The sequence below is a fragment of the Agrobacterium sp. AGB01 genome (assembly GCF_014851585.1).
In the GTDB taxonomy this organism is placed as follows: Bacteria; Pseudomonadota; Alphaproteobacteria; order Rhizobiales; family Rhizobiaceae; genus Agrobacterium.
Genome location: NZ_JACVAB010000008.1, coordinates 207,969 through 226,197, shown reverse-complemented (window position 1 = coordinate 226,197; position 18,229 = coordinate 207,969). Strand labels below are relative to the sequence as shown.

Below are 18,229 nucleotides of genomic sequence, written 5' to 3'. Positions count from 1 at the left end.
ACCTCACACGCGTACAGGCATCAGAACGATAAGGTTTTCGGCGTGATCACCATCAACGCGCAGCACGGCCGGAGCAACAGGATCATCCAGCGAGATCTGGATATCATCCTCGGCAAGATGGCTGATGGCATCCAGCACATAGCGCGAATTGAACCCTATCTCGACGACCTGGTCGCCTTCGCAGGCGATCTGTTCTTCGGCGCTGCCAGCGTCAGGGTTGTTGATCGTCAGCGTCAACGCGTCTGCCGTGAAGGCAAAACGCATGGCGCGGCCGCGCTCGGTCGAGATAAGCTGAACACGTTCCACCGCGGCCGAGAGGTCTTTGCCCCTGACAGTGATCTGTTTGCCGTTGTTCTTTGGGATGACACGAACGTAATCCGGGAACTGCCCATCAATCAGTTTCGAGATGAGCCTTGTGCCCGGCAGGATGAAGCAGATCTTAGTGTCGTTCCACTCGATCGTGACCTCGCCATCCTTAGGCAGGATCTTTGAAAGTGCCAAAACCGTCTTGCGTGGAATGATGACACCCGGTGCATCTGCCGGTGCGTTCTCGACTGCGATAAAACGCTTGGCGAGGCGGTGGCCATCCGTGGCGACGAACAGCATGCCATCTGCGCCGGGATGCATGAAAATGCCATTGAGATAATAACGTGTTTCTTCCGTCGAGATGGCAAAGCCAACCGCGCCGATTGCGGCCAGCAATAGCTTGGTCGAGACAGTGAAAGTGAATGGTAGCGCGCCGAGGTTCATGCTGCTGAGGTCTGATGTCGGTAGGCTTTGCAGCGCGAAGCGCGAGCGGCCTGATTTTACAGTGACCGAGTCCGGTGACTGTTTGTCGTCTTTCGCCTCGATGGTGATATCAGCGCCGTCTGGCAGCTTGCTGACGATTTCGCGCAGCAGGTGGCCGGGTGCCGTGAACGATCGGAAATCCTGCCCCAGAGCGGCGCTGAAGGTGATTTCAGCCTCAAGGTCAAGGTCTGTCATGCGAGCCCGAAGGCCGCCATCAACGCGTTCGATCGCGACGTTTGACAGAATAGGGATGGTATTGCGCTTTTCCACGATGGTGCCGACAAGGCCGAGCGCAGATGATAGGTCTGATTTTTTTGTGGTCAGCATGAGGATGTCTCCTGCGCGCCGGCGTCTGCCGGGGGTGTTTGAAGGGTGAGGGATTTGCCGTCGTCGTTGATGCGGTAGCGAAATGTCTGGCTCCAGAACGCGGCTTCGACCGAGACGGTCACAGGTTCATCAATCAGAGGGTCAGCATAAAGTTCTGCAAACTCCTCAAGGGTCGCGGCCCAAACTTCACTTTCCCAGTCCCAAAACGAATTTGCTGGTTGATGATGCTTAAAAGGTGTTGCGGTCTGAGTGGGCGCTACATCGAATAAATCTGACGTCTCGGGGCATCGCGAAGATTGGGCCAATGTGCCGTCAGGATTAATATCGACGTCGACAAACCCTCGCGGATCAAGGAACTTGAAGGTAACGACGTCGCCTGGCGTGAAGAGGAATTTTCTATTTTCATCTTCGCTGCCAAGGAGGTAGGGCAGCCACGCCTCTGGTGTTTCACGACCGGCAGGCAACACCTCATCGATAAGATATTTGGGAAACCAAAGTCGTTCAGTCATGGCTGCCGTTCCTTTTACGCCGTGGTTTCCGGAGTGCCTTCGAAGTGCGGAAGCTCCGTCTCGGCGGCTGCGCGCGTCAGATCGCGGCGGACCTGCTCGGTGACGTAAAATTCCGGACGATAGAGCTGGTAGAGCCAGACCACGCCGCTCGGCGTCTTCTTGTACCTCAGACGAACTGGGATGCGGGCTGTCTCGCCGCCGAAGAAGGGCGGTACCGAAAGGATGAACATGCCAGGTACATCGATGCGATTGCCCTGCTTGTCGAGCGTCTGATGCTCTTCTTCAAAGACGATCTGTGCCGTGCCGTTCTGAAGACTGACGACATTCTTGACGCGGGTGTCAGCGTTGACCTGGAGGCCGCGGGAAAGCTCGACGAGCTGGTTGGGGAAAGCAACCTTGAAGGAAAACTTCTGCTGATACTCAAGCTCTTCCGCGTCATCTGGGCCGGAAAGATCCGAGATATGATCTTCGATAAATTCCGCGAAATCAGACTGGCTAAGCGGCTTATTGTTGAGATTGATCCATGCTTCCCATTCTTCAGAGAGCGGGAAGTCGTAACTTACGCGGTGTTTCAGGTTGTCGGCTTCGGTGCTGTCGAACTTGTGGTAATCGATGACCGCAGTGAGAGACGGCTTTTGCCAATTGGTGTTGGCAAAAATGACCGTATCCTCCGTTTTGTGGCGGTTGACCAGGTCTATGAAGCTTTCAAGAGTGAACGTCTTGGCGGTACCGGACTTTCGTTCAGGCGCGGTACGGTACTGATCAATGATGCTTTTGACGCTGTTGATGGTGCCACTTTCACGATCGACAAAAGCCGGCACTTCATGCGGTACGCCCGAAATTTTTTCCGGCAATGTGATAATGACCAACTCAGAACCGGCTTTGTCGGCCAGCGCTTTGATCTCATCGATTGCCATACCTGTGATGGATTTGAAGGGCGTCAAAACGTCTTCAGGATGATGCGTTGCCATTTAATGGCTCCTTTAATTGCTGGTTGGGTGGCGCGAGCGATCGATTTCGCGCGGGCCGGGGAACATGTCGTGCTGCTGGGGATGTTCGGTGGACAGGCGTCCGCCTTCGACGACCCAATAGACGGTTGATTTGCGTGGCAGCTTTGGCAGCGTAGGTGGCGGAATTTCCGCGTTGATCTCGACCATGCCGTTTTTCACAGCGAGGTTGAGCTTGAGGCTGACGCCACCCTTGTAGGTCACGTTCGGCCGGTCGTTGGAAAGCTCCAGGAGCTTTTCCAAAACCTCGTTCAGTTTGCCGGAAAACTCGGCGTTAAGATCGCCGCCTTCCAGCATTCCGAGCAGGGCTTGAGAGTCTCGTATGATCTGCATCGTTTTCTCCGATTAAAAAGGGATGTCGTCGTCCATGTCCTGGCTGAAGCCACCGCCGGTGGTGCCGGAGGTGGAGCGACCAGAACTGCGATTGCTGGAAGAGCCGTAATCGTCCGGGCTGCCGGCTGCTGGTGCGCGTTCGCCACGCTGGCTATCGAGCATGGTCAAGGTGCCGCTGAAGCCAGTCAGAACAACTTCTGTGATGTAGCGGTCCTGGCCTTGCTGATCCTGCCATTTGCGGGTCTGCAGGCTGCCTTCGACGTAGACTTTGGCGCCTTTTTTCAGGTACTGTTCGCAGACCTTGGCAAGACCTTCGTTGAACACAACGATGCTGTGCCACTCGGTCTTTTCCTTGCGGTCTCCAGTATTCTTGTCACGCCAGGTTTCACTGGTAGCCAAACGGAAGTTGGCGATCGGCTTTCCATCCTGTGTGCGGCGGATTTCCGGGTCGGCGCCGAGATGGCCGATCAATATGACTTTGTTGACGGAACCGGCCATCAAACAATCCTTTCGATTTTGGGAAATGCGTCATGCGCAACGCCGTCGAGCAGGCGGCCGGCGCTTGCTTTGGAAACGCGCTGCATGACGTGGAAGCGGTTGCCGTGAAATCCAGATCCGGCTTCATAATTCAGCCAACGAATATCTGGCTGTCGTTCGTTGAAGCGGTTCGTGTAGTCGGCGCGATAGTCCGGATCGTCTTTGTTTCGATCAAGAATGCTGATCCAGTTGCCCCACTGCTTGAAAAAGAAGGCAACATCTGCCGCTGCGCACTGGTCGCGCAACCACCGCGCCCAGTCTGGATGCATTGGGCGAGCAGATGGTCCGCTTTCTCCGCCGGCGACGACCCAGTCCAAACCTTTGCGGAACTGTTGCGATGGGTTTGTCCTGTCGGGGTCATCGTGCCAGCGGGTTCCGCGCAGGGCATCATAGAAATAGCTACCTTGGCAGATGTCGGTTAGATCAAGCGATCCTAAAAGTGGTTCGCAGCTCACCCATCGAATAGCCGCCGGTGTATCAAGCAACGGAAACAACCGTTCATTCGCACGAGCTTGATCCTCGACCGATACGCCGAGCCACAGATTGTGCAGTGGCCAGCTCCACGCTTCACGGGGCGCACCAGAGAAGCTCGACCAATTCGCGTAGATGTCTTCGAGCAGATCATCGTTGCTCATGAAATCGCGCATGCGATCTGCGCGCTTGGTCAGCACCTGGAAGGTGTGCTGCGGATTGCTGGCAATGACCGTGAGAACATCGAGGATCCATTCGTCCGGCACGTTCTCGGCGAACAGGTCGCCATGCGCGCAGACGAAAATCATCCGAGGCTTTTTCCAATCGGTCGGCTGATAGAGCGCCTTTTTGTTCAGGCGAACTTCGCCATTCCAGACCGGTCCGGCCTTGGTCTCTTTTGTCAGGCCCTTACGGGTTTCATGATGCTTCAGGCGGGTGCCTGCCAGCTTCATGGCATAACAATTGGTGCAGCCTGGAGAGACGACAGAACAGCCGGTGATCGGGTTCCAGGTGGCGTCTGTCCATTCGATGGAAGTTGTCTGAGCCATCACAGAACTCCCATTGCAGATGCCGAATTGATGGCAGCCATCAGGGTGACGGCGATCTGCTCGGCTTCTTCATCTGGTCTGTTGCCATTTGCGTCGACGGTGAACACGTCACGGCCGTCTGCATCGCAGATCGTCGCGCAGTCACTTTCGCAGCGCTGCAAAGGCAGAATAACGCCGAGTGCGGAGAGCTTGAGCGAAAGGCTGGATGTCGCTGGCGGTGCAAGGGTGAAGAGGTCAGCCATCGACGTTGGCTCCCTCAAGCTCATCCTTGTAGGCGTGTTCGATCACGGTCTGTGCGGCAGTGCCGACGCAGCGGTCGCAGATGAATGCCCGGCCATCCGGAGCGGCAACGAAGATCTTCCGGTGCTTCTTGCCCGCGCTGCAAAAATTGCAGCATGGTTCGGTATTGATGTCAGTCGGCGACATGTTCGTTTTCCTCTTGCAGGCGATAGCCGAGGTTCCGGCTGGTAATGATGGTGAAGCCCTGACCGGCGAGGCTCTTGCGCAGTCTCGAAACATGCGCGTGCAAGCAACCTTCGGCGTCATCCGGTCCGCCGTCCGGGTCGTCCTGCCAGATCCTGTCAGCCAGCCGAGGTACGGAAATGAAGCTGCGCGCGCCTGCCAGTTCGAGCAGGATTTGCCGCTGGCGCCGTTGCAGTGCCAGGCGATCCGCAAGGGTGGTGACGCGCTCAAGCATCTTCAGGCAGCTCCACACTGCTTATGGATCTGATGATGGCTGGCGGCTGTAAGACGGCGTTCCTTGCCAATGAACCGGTCGAAGGTTTCGGTAAACCGTTCTTCGGCGAGCGCTGCTGGCCAAACGTTTCGCAGTGAACCCCGCATAAACATCGGTGGCTGAAACTTGGTGACGGGATAGGCCTTGCGCGTCGCAACGCCCATCAACGCTTCGGCCTCGGCAGCCATCATGCGCATGTCCATCTGGTGGACGATCTGCTTTTGTTTTTTTGTCCAGCGATCCGGCGTCGGTAGGCCAGCAGCTTCGTAGATCGCCAGATCCCAACCGGCCTTGGCACGCTGCACAGCAGCACGATACGCCTCGGCTGCTATAGGCGAGGCGGCTTCCAGCATTGAGAAGATCAGGTCTTGCTTCGGACGGGCATCATCGCCGAGCTTGTATTCATGCCCGTCATGCAACAGGAAAAGGCCGCATGTCAGTTGATCTGCACCTTCGCGCAGAAGCGCCTCGGCTCCCATGACGCTGTGCTGGGCAACCGAGTAGGCAATTCCCTGATAGGTTCCGGTGAAGCGGGCGAGTTTTGCAAGACCGTAAGCCACCTCGTGAAAGTCGATTTCATGCGGGTCCGGAGCGGCAAGATCCATCAGGCTGCCGTCCGGACGGAAAAAGGTAATCGGTTTTTCGCACAGGCGGGCAAGGCTGATGGATGTCATCGATCAGAACCCTCCGAAAAATACGGCTGTGACTGCCACGATCGCGGCGAAGCTCAAGCCGACGATTGTCTGCATCTCGCGGATGGTGCGCAGGTCGCGTTTACTGAGGTCTGGTAAGGGGTGGAACATGGTAAGGTCTCCGTCGGTTCGGGAAACCGCACCCGCAGGTGCGGAAACCAAAATCCGACGCGCCTCAGGCGGCAACGCGGGTTTCCATGGCGCGAAGGATCTCTGCGGCTTTGGGCGAGTGCTCCTTGATTTCCTCGAAAGAATAACCTTCGGCGAGGAGTTCTTTGTCTGTGAGGCCGGTGCCACGCTCGCGTGACAATTCCGCCATTTCGGTTGCAATGCGGTTTGCTGCAGGTTCAGTTGTTGCCTTGCGAGCCATTGATTTTCTCCATCCTGTTGAGGTTGGACCGGATGGCAGGGGCGGGGGCGGGGCCTGCCATCCGGTCATTTCCCGGCCGGTAGCGGTCCAGCGTGGGATGGCGTAAACATAAGGCGTAATTTAATACGCTGTCAATCTGCAAGGCGTAAAATAATACGCGTTTCGATTTTGTGGAATTACGCTATTGAAAAGCATGAACAAAATTTTGCTTGCCTGCTTCGCTCTGTCGCTCCTGTTTGCCGCAAATGCCTTTGCTGCAAATTTCCCGATCTGTGGATCTGGCAAGCGAAGCAACTGCGTCGTCGATGGCGACACATTCTGGATGGGTAGGACAAAGGTGCGGGTAGCCGATATCGATGCGCCGGAAATTGGTGGCGCCAAGTGCGCAAGCGAAAAAGCGCTGGGCGTAAAGGCGCAGCGCCGACTGTCAGAGTTGCTTAGGGCAGGCGGTTTCGAACTGCGCCCGTTTGGCAACCGAAAGAAGGATAAGTACGGCAGGGATCTCTTCGTCGTTATCCGTCAGGGTGCGTCTCTGGGTGATCAGCTGGTTAAAGAGGGCTTGGCTCGGACCTGGAGCGGTCGCCGGATGCCGTGGTGCTAGTTTCTCAGCAGCTTTTCGACGGGCATCTGCTTGTTGTAGATTGCCTGGTACATTTCTTCGGCCAAGGCGAGCGCCTTGCGTCGATCGATGTTTGAGAGCTTGCAATCCTGTCGATATGACTGCAGCTCGGTATCCTGCCTTTTAGCTGGCGACGCCTGGATAACCATGCGCCAGGCGCAGGCATCCACGGGATTGACGGTCACCGCGCCGTCGCATCCCGTCGAGAGGCAGAAGGCAATATTGCGCTGCGCCTCGTAAGATCCGGCGATCGCGTTTTGCCAGTCCGACTTGAAATGAAGTTTTGTCGCGTCGCATAGTTCATCATTCGATGTGACCATGCAAATTGTTGTAAAATCTTCAACTTTTGGAAATTCATATGCGAACGATGGCACGCCAGCCATGCCGGTAATAATACCTGCCGTCACGAAGCAAAGCGCCCGCCGCATTCCGCTAAACCCCAAACAGCTCATTGGTCGTCAAAACCTTATGGACCGCTATAACGTTAGCGCGCTTTATCTCGACCGTTGAATTCACCGGGTTTCGTTTGGTTATAATGATGGCTTGTTCCGTGCGCTTGGTCAGGATGCCGATCGATGCTTCTGTGTCTTCGTGGGAAATGCCGCACTGAATGACCACAACGTCACCAAAGCGTGGTGGCTTGTGCGGGTGTACATAAATCAAATCGCCCTGAAAGTATTGCGGTTCCATCGAAACGCCTTCAACGTAAAGAGCATAAATGTCCTTCGCGCCCATAAGTGCAGGTGGCCTCCTTACGTAGTCTATTGCATCGCTGGATAACTGGAAAGCGCCACGAAGCAGTGAGCCCGCCGCGGTTCCGCGCACCGGGATATCGTTCGGCATGATCCATTGCTGAGGATTGCTGGCTGCAGCTGGCGCCAGTTCGGACTGCGCCACGACAGTCGCTTCCGATTTGTCTTCCTTGCCCATCAACCATTCAGCCGTGGTATCAAGAGCAGTCGCGATCTTTTCAACCGTATCGACGCGCGGGTTCTTTGTGGTGCCATCAAGTATCTTGCGCACCGTATCCTTGGCGCCAGTCGCGTCAATAGAAACGCGCTGGGCACTTTTACCCAGCTCTTTCAATCGCTGATTTATGCGTTCAATCAATGTGTTGTTCATGGCGCGTATCATAATACGCATCCTGAAATCGTGTTAGGGTAATAAAATACGTTGACTAGGCGTAATTTAATACGCATATTGCCGCCATGACCCTGCGCGAACAACTGCTCAAAACCGTTGAACTGTATTGCTTGCACGCCACGATATCGGAGGCGCGCGTTTCCACGCTTATTTTTAGCGGCGGGAGGAGAATACAACAAATTCGGGACGGTGGCGACGTTGGGACTATGGGATTTGAAAAGGCCATGAAATGGTTTGCCGATCATTGGCCTGAAAAGCTGGACTGGCCTGAGGGTGTTGATCGTCCGAAGCCGGTTCTGGAGGCAGCCGAATGATGGCTTCTTCCGTCTTTTATACCTTCCGGATGCGGGGCCACATACCTGTTGTCCGGTTGTGCGCAGGGGCTGGTTCTTGCCGGTCTCTGCGCCTCGTTTCGCTTCAGTCTGCGTTTTCGTCATCTGATCCTCCGTGATGTGGTGACGGACTGAACTTCACATTTTGATTTCATTCCCACCACGGGAAAACGCGGGGATTTTTCCCAGCGCGGGAAAGGCTTTGTCATGTCTTCAGATGCTTGGTTTCATCGCGTGAAATCTGCCCAGCGCGACCTGATCAAACTGGTCGGTGGTATAGAACGCGCCGCTCAAATTTCGTCGATGTCGAAAAGTCAGATCGGGCGTTTCAACAACACGGCCGATACTGAGCTGATGTCTGTATCGGTGGTGTATGCGCTAGAGGCGGATTGTGGTGTCCCGGTCGTGACCAACGCCATGGCGGAACTCAGCGGCCGTCGTTTGTCAGATCCCGATGCTGATCGCGAAGCTGACATTTGTGTTCAGCGAGCCAAAGCCGACTTGGTGAAAAAACTCGGTGAACTTCTGTCCCGCAGCGCCGACGCAGCTGCTGATGGGTTCATTTCGGTGGCTGAAGCCCGTCAATTGATGGGCCTATCGTCTGACATAGATCAGATCAATTCCCGTTTCCGTCAGTCGCTGGCGATCGTTGCCTCGCGTGGCGGCGAGCATGTCGGCCTCAAGCTCGTGAAGGGAGAATGACCATGCATTTTGGTATCATCTACGATAGCCCTTGGGTGAAAAGTTACGCTGATCTTGCGATGGGCGCCGCCAAGCTGGAAGGTGCCATTCCTGTAGACCGCAAAGCTCTTGATGGCACTGAGCACTGGGCTATGATCCGTTATGCAACGGATGACGGCTATATCAATGCCGGGATCGCGATTTTCTATTCTCCTGAACCTGGTCTGATCTGGATCGACTTCTTGTATGTCGCGCCCGACTTCCGTCGACGTGGTATCGCAACCAGATTGATAGAGGGTATCCGTCAGCAGGCGAAGGCAGACGGATATCTTCGTTACGGGCTAGGCACTTTGCCGGGCAATTATCCTATGCTCTCTCTGATCGGCCGTTGTGGTGGCCTGAAGGTTGATGCGGGTCGCAGCAGCCGCGAGGGTGTTTATTTCTTTGAGAGTTTTGGGCCTCCGAGAAAGAAGGCTGTCAAGTTTCAAACGAGAGCAGACCGTGATCGCGTCCGTCAGAAGCGTGGCGAGAGCCGCAAGCAGCAGTTGGTTGAGGTTCGTCGCCAGATCAAGCGCTTTAAGGATGGGGCAGACCCAGCGTCGTGCATGCAAGCAATTGTTGACGTGACACTGAATGCTGGGGGGCAGAACTGATGCTCCACGATTACAAACAGTTCTTGTCGGCCAAAGTTGCCATTGCTCCTGAGGGCGGGTTTGAAGTTTTACTCGATGAAATAAATCCTATCCTGCAGCCGCACCAGAAACTTATCGTCATTTGGGCGTGTCGCGGTGGTCGCCGAGCGATCTTTGCTGCCTTCGGGCTCGGCAAGAGCGTCATCCAGATCGAAATCCTCCGTATCGTGATTTCACGGTTTGGTGGCCGCGGGCTGCTGGTGTTGCCGCTTGGTGTGCGTCAGGAGTTTCGCCAGGATTGCGAGTTGTTGGCGTCAGGCGAACATCCGCGCATTTCTGACGAACAGCGCGCAGATCTCAAGGTTTGGCAGGCGTTGCGTCCAGACCGGTTTCCGTCTCTCGCTTTCATACGTTCAGTCTCCGAGGCTGGTGACACCGGCCTTTACATGACCAACTACGAAACTGTTCGTGACGGAAAAATAGATCCTCGCGCCTTCGATGCCGCATCGCTCGATGAAGCGGCCTGCCTTCGTGGATTTGGTGGCACCAAGACATTCCGCGAGTTCATGCGTTTGTTTGACGGCATCAGGTTCAAGTTTCTCGCCACCGCCACACCATCTCCCAATCAGTATATCGAGATGCTGGCCTATTCGGCTTTCCTCGAAGTGATGGACATTGGGCAGGCGAAAACGCGCTTCTTCAAGCGCAACTCGGAAAAAGCAGACACCCTGACCATCCATCCCCACAAGGAAGAGGAATTCTGGCTGTGGGTGGCTAGCTGGGGCTTGTTCGTGCAAAAGCCCTCCGATCTTGGATGCTCGGATGATGGCTACGATCTGCCTGAAATAGAAGTCAGGTGGCACGAACTGCCCGCCGACCATTCGTCCGCTGGCGCAGAGAAGAACGGGCAGGGGCGGCTACTGCGCAATGCGGCCGCTTCGCTCTCGGATACGGCGCGTGAAAAGCGTGAAAGTCTGCCGATCCGCGTTTCCAAGATGTTGGAATTGCGATCGGAAGATCCTGATGCACATCGGATCATCTGGCATGATCTTGAGGCGGAGCGTCTCGCAATTGAGGCGGCAATTCCAGATGTCGTCAGCGTTTATGGTTCACAGGACCTCGACGACAGAGAGAAATCTATCGTCGGCTTCTCTCACGGAAAGATCCGCGAGATCGCGGCGAAACCCGTCATGCTGGGTTCTGGCTGTAATTTTCAACGTCATTGCTGGTGGGCAATCTTCCTCGGAATTGGCCACAAGTTCAACGATTTCATCCAGGCCATTCACCGCATTCAGCGCTTTCTGCAGCAGCACAAGGTGCGGGTTGATCTCATTTACACCGAGGCGGAACGCCCGGTGAGAGACAATCTCGAAGCGAAATGGCGTCGCCATCAGGAGCAGATGTCCATCATGACCGAAATCATCAGGAAGTATGGCCTTTCGACTGCTGCGATGGCTGAAAGCCTGACGCGCGCAATGGGCGTTGAAAGGATCGAGGTTGAGGGTGATGGCTACCGCCTCGTCAATAGTGATTGTGTCCTTGAGTGCCAGCGCATGGCGGATAACAGCGTCGATTTGATCGTCACGTCGATACCGTTTTCGACGCAGTATGAATATTCGCCGAACTACGCTGACTTTGGTCACACCGAAGACAACGACCATTTCTGGCAGCAGATGGATTTCCTCATTCCTCAATTGCTCCGGGTGCTGGCACCTGGTCGTGTTGCTGCAATCCACGTGAAAGACCGGATCGTGCCAGGTGGCATGACCGGACTCGGCTTCCAGTCTGTCTACCCATTCTCGGATGACTGCGTTGCCCGGTTCAAGAGACACGGCTTTGCGTTCCTTTCCCGCAAGACCATCGGCACGGATGTTGTTCGCGAAAACAATCAGACATACCGGCTCGGTTGGTCGGAACAGTGCAAAGACGGTAGCCGCATGGGCAATGGTCTGCCGGAATATCTCTTGATTTTCCGCAAATCTCCCTCTGACAACTCGAATGGTTATGCGGATGATCCCGTCCGCAAATCCAAGCGCGAATGGAAGCAGGGGCACTGGGAAAACGAAGATGGATATAGCCGCGCCCGTTGGCAGTTGGATGCCCATGGTTACACGCGCAGTTCGGGCGATCGTTTGCTGGCAACAGAAGAGATGGCTGGCCTCGAACATCACCAGATTTTCAAACTCTGGAAACGCCACTCGCTCGAGAATATCTACAACTTCGAACACCATGTGAAGATTGCGGAGCATCTTGAAGAGCGGGGCATGCTGCCCTCTACATTCATGCTGCTGCCACCGCACTCCGTCAGCGATGATATCTGGACCGATATCACGCGCATGCTTTCCATGAACACACTTCAGGCGGCTGCCGGCAAGGAAATGCACCTTTGCCCGTTGCAGTTCGATATCGTTGATCGAGCCATCGCCCAATATAGTGAACCGGGTGACACCGTCTTTGACCCGTTTGGCGGACTGATGACGGTACCGTATCGCGCGATAAAATTTGCGCGCAAGGGCGTCGCAGTCGAACTCAACCCCGGCTATTTTCTGGATGGTTGCAAGTATGTCGAAGCCATGGCGCGGCAGATGTCCATGCCAAGTCTTTTCGATCTGATGGAGGCTGCAGAGTGAGCAGCGCCATTCGCCTTTATGTGGTCACCGACAATGCACACGAAGCGGCAATGACGCTGCTGGGTTGCCGCGTTGCAAGCCTTCCTGCCTGGATGAAGGTGACTACCGATCCTTTTGAGGTTGAACGCCTTCCATCTGGCGTGGCTGCCCTCGGGCTCTTTTTCCCGGTCGACATGCGCAAGCCGTCATTTGTCGAAACCGTCTGGCAGGAACGCAAACTGCGCGGGGGGATCGATACCGATCGGGAAAAGCACCTCGAAAAACTGAATGACTGGATGCGGGCTCGCGACGCGTCGGATGCGAAATTGATCGCCGACGCTCTGGCCGCCGAAAATACACGACAAGGAGCGGCGGCGTGACCGAGATTGCAGTTTTCAAAACATTCATGGTGCCATCGAACTTGCCAGGCAAAAGTGCGCGGGCAGAGTTTGCGCTCACTCCGCAGAGTTTCGCGGCCATGATGCCGCATCAGCAGACGGAACTTTGCCTTCTGGCACATGAGGCTGGTTATTCGGTTCGCAAGCTGGCCCGTTTGTGCGGTCTGCTGGAAACCACCGTTCGCGATGTGATGGCAAAACGCCATGCCTTTGACATGCAGAGCCTTCTAACCCCGGTTTCCGACGCAATGCTACCGGCGTCACCAGAAGATGCAAAGGTCAAGGAAGCCTCTGAGGGGATCGGCGCTAACGCTTTGCGTTTCCTGCGCATGCTTCCAAGGGAAGGCACCTTGCATTTTTATGACATGGGCGAGCTGGAGAGCAGGGCAGATCTGGTGAAGGGTACCGGCGGGCGGATCGTCGGCAATCTCTATGGCCGCGGCCTGATTGCCAGAGCAAAAGCGAAACGAGGCTACACCTTTGCATGGGGACTGACAGAACTGGGCCGTGCCCTTGTTGTTCGGGCCTCCATTAATGGCGCTTGCGACGGTGAGGATGGTTGATGCTCGCTCGCACCCGCACGCGCAACAAAATCCTGCTGGTGATTGCGCCGACACTGTTCCAGTGCCGCAAAACCCTTGATGCGTTCGGGGTTCACATCAGCAGGGTTGGTGAAATCCGATCGGTCACCAAAGCCCTGCAGTTACGGGGCTGGACGCCCGGAACTCCTTTTATCGCCGCTGACCGCGAGCAGTGGTTTGCCACGGCTGCAGGACGTGAACTGAGCCTGGCGCTGGATGCGCTGATGCTTGATGGCCGCGTACGCGTGGCCAGCCAGACAGAACTCGACGAACTCTCAAAACCGGAGCTGCTTGATGTACGCTGAAACACTTCTCAATCATTTGGCGCCGATGCACATACCTGCGACACACAATCGCTGGAACCATGGCTTGCCGCTGATTATCGACAGCTTCGCCGGTGGTGGCGGTGCCTCGACCGGAATTGAGCTGGCGCTCGGCCGCTCTCCAGATCTCGCGATCAACCACAATCCTCAGGCGTTGGCGCTGCATGCGGCAAACCACCCGGAAACCGTGCATTTGTCCGAAAACATCTATTGCGTTGACCCGCTGGATTACGTCGCCGGCCAGCATATTGGCCTTGCCTGGTTCTCGCCCGATTGCAAACATTTCTCCAAGGCCAAGGGCGGCAAGCCTGTAGAGCGAAACATTCGCGATCTGGCGCACATCATCCCATTCTGGGTCGAGCGTATTCAGAGCAGCGGCGGCAGGATCGATGTCATCGCCATGGAAAATGTCGAAGAGTTCTCGACCTGGGGGCCACTGATCGAAACCGACAAAGGCATGATGCCAGATCCTGATCGCAAGGGTGAGACATTCCAGCAGTGGTGCAAAAAACTCCGTAAACTCGGCGGTAAACTGGAGAAACGCGAATTGCGCGCCTGCGACTACGGTGCGCCGACGATCCGCAAACGCCTGTTCGTGATCATTCGTTTTGACGGAAAGCCAATCGTCTGGCCAGAGCCGACACATGGTCGACCAGATGACGCCGATGTAATAGCCGGTCGCAAGTTGCCTTGGCGCACCGCGGCCGAGTGCATTGACTGGTCGGTACCGTGCCCGTCTATCTTCGACACGTCAGCGGAAGTGCTTAGCAAACATGGCCTCAAGGCTATCAGGCCACTTGCTGACAACACCATGGCGCGGGTTGCGCGTGGGATGAAACGTTATGTTCTCGATGTCGAACGGGCGTTTCTTGTGAACCTGACGCATGGTGGCCGGGTTGAGGATCTCGCGGAGCCGTTCAAAACTGTGACCGGCGCCAATCGAGGTGAAAAGGCAGTTGTCTCGCCACACCTCTCTGCCTTCTATGGACCCGGTGAAGGTGGCCTCGACCGTGCCGCACCGCTTGATCAGCCGGTCCGCGTTATTCCCTGTGAGAACCGTCACGCACTGATCGCGCCTTCGGTCATACGCTTCAATAGTGGTGCCACGGGCAGCGATATGCGGACACCAGTGCCCACCGTCACTGCAAACAGCTATATTAAGCGCCCTGGCGGTGCTGCGCCAATCGGCATCATCGCGCCTGTTTTGAGTGCTGCCCAGCATGGCGGTTCAAACCGTCCGGTTGATGCTCCACACCACACGATAACGGCCAGACTGAAAGACCAGAACAGCGTGATTATTCCGACGCTTGTGCAGACCGGTTACGGTGAACGCGAAGGACAGGCTGCGCGGTGCCTGGATATTGAAAAGCCTCTCGGCACAATCGTCGCCGGTGGCGTAAAACACGCGGCTGCCGTCGCGTTCGTCGCGCAGCATAACAATGACAGCCGACGCGCTGGCGGCCTCAATCCCGGCCGATCGGTGGAACAACCACTGTCGACAATCACTCAGACTGGCTCGCATCAATCTGTTGTGTCAGCGTTCGTGGCGCGCCAGTTCGGCACCTCAACAGGCCACCCCGTCGACCAGCCTTCAGCAACTGTCATGGCAGATGGTGCGGGCAAGTCTCAGCTGGTGACCCCATTCCTACAGGCTTACTACGGCACGGGTGATGGTGGCGAAGAGGATCAACCGATGCGGACGGTCACCACGAAAGACCGTCACGGCCATGTAGAGGCCTCGCTTGCTGTTCCACCGTTCAAGGACGAGCAGGCGGGCAGGGCGCGCCAGGTTGCCGACTTCATGCGCGACCAAGGCTTTTGGGATGAACGCGAATTTGTGACGCTCGAAGTCGATGGGAACACGTTTGTCATCGTCGATATCGGCATGCGCATGCTGACGCCCCGCGAGCTCTACAATGCGCAGGGTTTCCCGGGTGATTACATCATTGATGGCGTGTGGGTTTCAGAGGCTGACACGCAATCGTTCATGGCGTTTCCAAAATCAGTGCAGGTGTCCTGCGTTGGCAACAGTGTCAGCCCGCCGGTGGCGCAAGCCATCATTGCCGCCAACTGCGATCACCTTGTCGTTCGGAGGGCTGTGGCATGATCCAGCCAACTTTGTTCGAAGGTGCAAAACGTCTTGTATACGATGACGCTATGGAGATGACACTTCAGTCAATGCAGGCTTATGGCTCATCACACGATCACTGGGGCATAGCTTGGTCCGGAGGCAAGGACAGCAGCGCGACGTTGACGGTTATTCTGCACCTCATCGACGTAGGGAAGCTTTCGCCTCCTAAGTCACTTTCTGTTTTTTATGCTGATACCCGAATGGAGCTTCCGCCGCTTGCGATCGCTGCGGAACGTATCATGAAACAGATGGCTCAACGGGGTATAAATTGCGAAGTGGTGCGCGCGCCGCTCGACAAAAGGTTCCTTGTTTACATTCTGGGGCGCGGCGTTCCGCCTCCAAACAATAATACCCTTCGCTGGTGTACTCGCCAGATCAAAATTGATCCGATGACAGAAGCGTTAGAGCGCCGCATCAATGAACTGGACGGCAACATTCTGATGATCACCGGTGTCCGTCAGGGCGAAAGTGCGATCCGTGACCAGCGTATCGTTATGTCGTGTGGAAAAGACGGCGCTGAGTGTGGCCAGGGTTGGTACCAGCAGGTGTTGCCTCAAGCAAAAGGTATTCGTGGGCGGATTGCGACACTGGCTCCCCTACTTCATTGGCGTGTTTGCAACGTGTGGGATTGGCTAAAATTCTATGCGCCGCTGTCTGAATACGGCGGATGGGACACCCGTTCGATTGCAGACGCATATGGCGGTGATGAGGCCGAGGAAAAGAACGCCAGGACCGGTTGCGCTGGTTGCCCTTTGGCTTCCAAAGACATGGCGCTAATGACCATAGTCGCCATGCCAGAATGGGCGTATCTGGCGCCATTGTTGAGACTAAAACCCCTTTATAGAGAGCTCAGACTTCCACAGAACCGGCTCCGAAAACCGGGTGTCGAACGGTTGCGTAGTGGGGCCGTTGCAGCCAACCCACAGAGAATGGGGCCTTTGACCTTCGATGCTCGTCGAATGGGTCTAGAGCGCATTCTAGCAATACAATCGCAAATAAACACCGACGCTGACCGTCTTTGCAGACCTCGGATAGATATTCTCAATGACGAAGAAGAACTGCGTATTGGTCAATTGATAGCGGATCAGACGTGGCCTCAAGGTTGGGATGGTGATGAGCCGGTTGCTGACACTCCTATGCCTTCAATATTTGCTGATGGCTCAATTCAGCTACTCTTAGTGTGAGGACCGTGATGAGTAATCCGGCAATCGAAGAGTTCGTTGAAAAGGCACGTAATGTCACCGTGTCCGAAGCCGCCGACAGGCTCGGCATAAAGCTTGGCCGCAATGAGTATACCGGCGCTTGCCCGCGCTGCGGTGGTAAAGATCGGTTCTCTATCAACGGCACCAAGAACGTCTACAACTGCCGCAATTGTGGCGGTGGCCGGGACGGTATCGCCCTGATGGCACATGTCCACAATCTCGATGTGCGTGACCGGGCTGGATTTCTGGAGGCCTGCGCTGCGGCTCTTGGTGAAGATATTCCCGAGGGTGGCGAGCGTGAAACGGACGAGCAGCGGCAATCGCGGCTTGAACGTATAGCCGCCATCAAGGCCGAGAACGAACGCAAATTCCAGCAGAAGCAGGCCGAGGAAAACCGTTTCCGTGAGATCGAGGTTGGCAAAGCGCGCGGCATCTACCAGCACGCGATTGATTTGCGGAGCGCTGGTTTGACAGCAGGTGAGGCGCTGCGCCGCTACTTGGCGCTGCGCACCGGTTTTGAGCCGCATCCGGCCATTCACGATTACATTCGTTTCGCGCCCGACCATTCCTATTGGCACGGCACGGACGAGCTCGGACGCAAAACCAGCCCCTGGCAGGGACCGGCGATGATTGCGCCATTCATGTTGATGGATGGAACTGTGACGGGTTGCCATGAGACATGGATCGACATCTCGGCCGGTCCTGGCTTCAATTACCGTCCGGATATCGGCGCAGATGGCAATGGCAATCGCCTGCCAACCAAAAAGATGCGCGGCACAAAGAAGGGGTCCGTCATTCCGGTGTTCGGCACCATGTCGGCGGCACGATGGGTGATCGGTGAGGGGATTGAGACCGTTTGCGCCTATGCCGCCGCTGAAGGCTGGGATAGCCACACGTTCTATTGCGCGAGCGGCGATCTCGGCAACCTGGCTGGCCCGGCCGATCCATCATCGGCGTTTCGTCATCCGACCATCAAACTCGGCAACAACCAGTTTCAGAAGATACCAGGTCCACTGCCAAAGGCAGATCAGGCGCCAGGTGATGCTCTTCAGGTGCCAGACCACGTCGACGACCTGCTCATTCTGGTCGACGGCGATAGCGAGTTCATTTTCACGGCAGCTGCCATTAGCCGCGCCTGTGCGCGCCTTGATGCCGCTGGCCGCACTATCACACCATTCTGGCCACCGGAAGGCGAGGATTTCGCCAGCCTGTTTGCCAAACTTTCGCAGGGGGAAGCCAACCAATGAATAAATGGAAAC

Annotated in this window: 25 protein-coding genes; 11 read left to right on the top strand and 14 right to left on the bottom strand. The window is 56.0% G+C overall.

All coding sequences use genetic code 11. The annotated features are described in order from the left end of the window. Positions 1-3 precede the first annotated feature (3 nt). From dnaN to IB237_RS23445, 12 genes are all read right to left on the bottom strand, one after another. On the bottom strand, positions 4-1,116 hold the full coding sequence (gene dnaN, locus IB237_RS23495; RefSeq protein ID WP_192491150.1) for a DNA polymerase III subunit beta: 1,113 nt from the start codon (positions 1,114-1,116) through the stop codon (positions 4-6). Then, a complete protein-coding gene (locus tag IB237_RS23490; protein WP_192491149.1) occupies positions 1,110-1,625 on the bottom strand; it encodes a hypothetical protein in 516 nt (171 codons plus the stop codon). Before IB237_RS23490 ends, dnaN begins: the two co-directional genes overlap by 7 nt. A gap of 14 nt (positions 1,626-1,639) precedes the next feature. Then, complete coding sequence (locus IB237_RS23485; protein ID WP_246788233.1) at positions 1,640-2,596, bottom strand: DUF2303 family protein; 957 nt, start codon at positions 2,594-2,596, stop codon at positions 1,640-1,642. A gap of 12 nt (positions 2,597-2,608) precedes the next feature. Further along, on the bottom strand, positions 2,609-2,965 hold the full coding sequence (locus IB237_RS23480; protein ID WP_192491148.1) for a hypothetical protein: 357 nt from the start codon (positions 2,963-2,965) through the stop codon (positions 2,609-2,611). 12 nt (positions 2,966-2,977) lie between these two features. Further along, positions 2,978-3,463, bottom strand: a complete 486-nt coding sequence (locus IB237_RS23475) for a single-stranded DNA-binding protein (RefSeq protein WP_192491147.1) — start codon at positions 3,461-3,463, stop codon at positions 2,978-2,980. Beyond that, complete coding sequence (locus IB237_RS23470) at positions 3,463-4,521, bottom strand: phage Gp37/Gp68 family protein (RefSeq protein WP_192491146.1); 1,059 nt, start codon at positions 4,519-4,521, stop codon at positions 3,463-3,465. The genes IB237_RS23475 and IB237_RS23470 overlap by 1 nt, the downstream gene beginning before the upstream one ends. Then, entirely contained in the window at positions 4,521-4,763 is a 243-nt protein-coding gene (locus IB237_RS23465) for a hypothetical protein (RefSeq protein ID WP_192491145.1), read from the bottom strand. The genes IB237_RS23470 and IB237_RS23465 overlap by 1 nt, the downstream gene beginning before the upstream one ends. Then, a complete protein-coding gene (locus IB237_RS23460; RefSeq protein WP_192491144.1) occupies positions 4,756-4,947 on the bottom strand; it encodes a ClpX C4-type zinc finger protein in 192 nt (63 codons plus the stop codon). Before IB237_RS23460 ends, IB237_RS23465 begins: the two co-directional genes overlap by 8 nt. Then, positions 4,934-5,218: a helix-turn-helix domain-containing protein gene (locus tag IB237_RS23455; RefSeq protein WP_192491143.1), complete on the bottom strand. Its 285-nt coding sequence runs from the start codon at positions 5,216-5,218 to the stop codon at positions 4,934-4,936. Before IB237_RS23455 ends, IB237_RS23460 begins: the two co-directional genes overlap by 14 nt. Before the next feature lie 2 nt (positions 5,219-5,220). Continuing rightward, a complete protein-coding gene (locus IB237_RS23450; RefSeq protein ID WP_192491142.1) occupies positions 5,221-5,931 on the bottom strand; it encodes a hypothetical protein in 711 nt (236 codons plus the stop codon). A 3-nt stretch (positions 5,932-5,934) separates the two neighbouring features. Then, positions 5,935-6,060 (bottom strand): hypothetical protein, encoded by a 126-nt coding sequence (locus IB237_RS26460; protein WP_256435728.1) that lies wholly within the window; start codon positions 6,058-6,060, stop codon positions 5,935-5,937. A 64-nt stretch (positions 6,061-6,124) separates the two neighbouring features. After that, positions 6,125-6,319: a hypothetical protein gene (locus tag IB237_RS23445; RefSeq protein ID WP_192491141.1), complete on the bottom strand. Its 195-nt coding sequence runs from the start codon at positions 6,317-6,319 to the stop codon at positions 6,125-6,127. 193 nt (positions 6,320-6,512) lie between these two features. Between IB237_RS23445 and IB237_RS23440 the strand changes: the two genes are divergently transcribed. Continuing rightward, a complete protein-coding gene (locus IB237_RS23440; RefSeq protein ID WP_192491140.1) occupies positions 6,513-6,920 on the top strand; it encodes a thermonuclease family protein in 408 nt (135 codons plus the stop codon). On the opposite strand, the gene IB237_RS23435 is transcribed toward IB237_RS23440, so the two are convergent. Then, a complete protein-coding gene (locus IB237_RS23435; RefSeq protein ID WP_192491139.1) occupies positions 6,917-7,345 on the bottom strand; it encodes a hypothetical protein in 429 nt (142 codons plus the stop codon). The two genes, IB237_RS23440 and IB237_RS23435, sit on opposite strands and share 4 nt — an antisense overlap. A 25-nt stretch (positions 7,346-7,370) precedes the next feature. Continuing rightward, positions 7,371-8,060: an XRE family transcriptional regulator gene (locus IB237_RS23430; RefSeq protein ID WP_192491138.1), complete on the bottom strand. Its 690-nt coding sequence runs from the start codon at positions 8,058-8,060 to the stop codon at positions 7,371-7,373. An 86-nt stretch (positions 8,061-8,146) separates the two neighbouring features. Here IB237_RS23430 and IB237_RS23425 point away from each other — a divergent pair, with 86 nt between their 5' ends. The 10 genes from IB237_RS23425 (at position 8,147) to IB237_RS23380 (ending at position 18,217) form a co-directional block, all read left to right on the top strand. Next, the gene (locus IB237_RS23425) at positions 8,147-8,395 is read left to right on the top strand and encodes a hypothetical protein (RefSeq protein WP_192491137.1); all 249 of its coding nucleotides are present in this window, start codon (positions 8,147-8,149) and stop codon (positions 8,393-8,395) included. Between the two features lie 225 nt (positions 8,396-8,620). Continuing rightward, positions 8,621-9,115, top strand: coding sequence for a hypothetical protein (locus tag IB237_RS23420; RefSeq protein ID WP_192491136.1), 495 nt, complete (start codon positions 8,621-8,623; stop codon positions 9,113-9,115). A 2-nt stretch (positions 9,116-9,117) separates the two neighbouring features. Further along, positions 9,118-9,747 (top strand): N-acetyltransferase, encoded by a 630-nt coding sequence (locus IB237_RS23415; RefSeq protein WP_192491135.1) that lies wholly within the window; start codon positions 9,118-9,120, stop codon positions 9,745-9,747. Next, the gene (locus IB237_RS23410) at positions 9,747-12,356 is read left to right on the top strand and encodes a DNA methyltransferase (RefSeq protein ID WP_192491134.1); all 2,610 of its coding nucleotides are present in this window, start codon (positions 9,747-9,749) and stop codon (positions 12,354-12,356) included. The genes IB237_RS23415 and IB237_RS23410 overlap by 1 nt, the downstream gene beginning before the upstream one ends. After that, the gene (locus tag IB237_RS23405) at positions 12,353-12,715 is read left to right on the top strand and encodes a hypothetical protein (protein ID WP_192491133.1); all 363 of its coding nucleotides are present in this window, start codon (positions 12,353-12,355) and stop codon (positions 12,713-12,715) included. Before IB237_RS23410 ends, IB237_RS23405 begins: the two co-directional genes overlap by 4 nt. Beyond that, entirely contained in the window at positions 12,712-13,296 is a 585-nt protein-coding gene (locus IB237_RS23400; protein WP_192491132.1) for a hypothetical protein, read from the top strand. The genes IB237_RS23405 and IB237_RS23400 overlap by 4 nt, the downstream gene beginning before the upstream one ends. Continuing rightward, complete coding sequence (locus IB237_RS23395) at positions 13,296-13,619, top strand: hypothetical protein (RefSeq protein WP_192491131.1); 324 nt, start codon at positions 13,296-13,298, stop codon at positions 13,617-13,619. Before IB237_RS23400 ends, IB237_RS23395 begins: the two co-directional genes overlap by 1 nt. Before the next feature lie 25 nt (positions 13,620-13,644). Further along, complete coding sequence (locus IB237_RS23390) at positions 13,645-15,744, top strand: DNA cytosine methyltransferase (protein ID WP_192491208.1); 2,100 nt, start codon at positions 13,645-13,647, stop codon at positions 15,742-15,744. Further along, complete coding sequence (locus tag IB237_RS23385) at positions 15,741-16,952, top strand: phosphoadenosine phosphosulfate reductase family protein (protein WP_192491130.1); 1,212 nt, start codon at positions 15,741-15,743, stop codon at positions 16,950-16,952. The genes IB237_RS23390 and IB237_RS23385 overlap by 4 nt, the downstream gene beginning before the upstream one ends. An 8-nt stretch (positions 16,953-16,960) precedes the next feature. Further along, the gene (locus IB237_RS23380; protein ID WP_192491129.1) at positions 16,961-18,217 is read left to right on the top strand and encodes a hypothetical protein; all 1,257 of its coding nucleotides are present in this window, start codon (positions 16,961-16,963) and stop codon (positions 18,215-18,217) included. Positions 18,218-18,229 lie beyond the last annotated feature (12 nt).

What these genes read in the sequence shown, in the direction of transcription:
- dnaN (WP_192491150.1), bottom strand. Translation starts at nt 1,116, where the DNA reads ATGCTGACCACAAAAAAATCAGACCTATCATCTGCGCTCGGCCTTGTC.
- IB237_RS23490 (WP_192491149.1), bottom strand. Translation starts at nt 1,625, where the DNA reads ATGACTGAACGACTTTGGTTTCCCAAATATCTTATCGATGAGGTGTTG.
- IB237_RS23485 (WP_246788233.1), bottom strand. Translation starts at nt 2,596, where the DNA reads ATGGCAACGCATCATCCTGAAGACGTTTTGACGCCCTTCAAATCCATC.
- IB237_RS23480 (WP_192491148.1), bottom strand. Translation starts at nt 2,965, where the DNA reads ATGCAGATCATACGAGACTCTCAAGCCCTGCTCGGAATGCTGGAAGGC.
- IB237_RS23475 (WP_192491147.1), bottom strand. Translation starts at nt 3,463, where the DNA reads ATGGCCGGTTCCGTCAACAAAGTCATATTGATCGGCCATCTCGGCGCC.
- IB237_RS23470 (WP_192491146.1), bottom strand. Translation starts at nt 4,521, where the DNA reads ATGGCTCAGACAACTTCCATCGAATGGACAGACGCCACCTGGAACCCG.
- IB237_RS23465 (WP_192491145.1), bottom strand. Translation starts at nt 4,763, where the DNA reads ATGGCTGACCTCTTCACCCTTGCACCGCCAGCGACATCCAGCCTTTCG.
- IB237_RS23460 (WP_192491144.1), bottom strand. Translation starts at nt 4,947, where the DNA reads ATGTCGCCGACTGACATCAATACCGAACCATGCTGCAATTTTTGCAGC.
- IB237_RS23455 (WP_192491143.1), bottom strand. Translation starts at nt 5,218, where the DNA reads ATGCTTGAGCGCGTCACCACCCTTGCGGATCGCCTGGCACTGCAACGG.
- IB237_RS23450 (WP_192491142.1), bottom strand. Translation starts at nt 5,931, where the DNA reads ATGACATCCATCAGCCTTGCCCGCCTGTGCGAAAAACCGATTACCTTT.
- IB237_RS26460 (WP_256435728.1), bottom strand. Translation starts at nt 6,060, where the DNA reads ATGTTCCACCCCTTACCAGACCTCAGTAAACGCGACCTGCGCACCATC.
- IB237_RS23445 (WP_192491141.1), bottom strand. Translation starts at nt 6,319, where the DNA reads ATGGCTCGCAAGGCAACAACTGAACCTGCAGCAAACCGCATTGCAACC.
- IB237_RS23440 (WP_192491140.1), top strand. Translation starts at nt 6,513, where the DNA reads ATGAACAAAATTTTGCTTGCCTGCTTCGCTCTGTCGCTCCTGTTTGCC.
- IB237_RS23430 (WP_192491138.1), bottom strand. Translation starts at nt 8,060, where the DNA reads ATGAACAACACATTGATTGAACGCATAAATCAGCGATTGAAAGAGCTG.
- IB237_RS23425 (WP_192491137.1), top strand. Translation starts at nt 8,147, where the DNA reads ATGACCCTGCGCGAACAACTGCTCAAAACCGTTGAACTGTATTGCTTG.
- IB237_RS23420 (WP_192491136.1), top strand. Translation starts at nt 8,621, where the DNA reads ATGTCTTCAGATGCTTGGTTTCATCGCGTGAAATCTGCCCAGCGCGAC.
- IB237_RS23415 (WP_192491135.1), top strand. Translation starts at nt 9,118, where the DNA reads ATGCATTTTGGTATCATCTACGATAGCCCTTGGGTGAAAAGTTACGCT.
- IB237_RS23410 (WP_192491134.1), top strand. Translation starts at nt 9,747, where the DNA reads ATGCTCCACGATTACAAACAGTTCTTGTCGGCCAAAGTTGCCATTGCT.
- IB237_RS23395 (WP_192491131.1), top strand. Translation starts at nt 13,296, where the DNA reads ATGCTCGCTCGCACCCGCACGCGCAACAAAATCCTGCTGGTGATTGCG.
- IB237_RS23390 (WP_192491208.1), top strand. Translation starts at nt 13,645, where the DNA reads ATGCACATACCTGCGACACACAATCGCTGGAACCATGGCTTGCCGCTG.
- IB237_RS23385 (WP_192491130.1), top strand. Translation starts at nt 15,741, where the DNA reads ATGATCCAGCCAACTTTGTTCGAAGGTGCAAAACGTCTTGTATACGAT.
- IB237_RS23380 (WP_192491129.1), top strand. Translation starts at nt 16,961, where the DNA reads ATGAGTAATCCGGCAATCGAAGAGTTCGTTGAAAAGGCACGTAATGTC.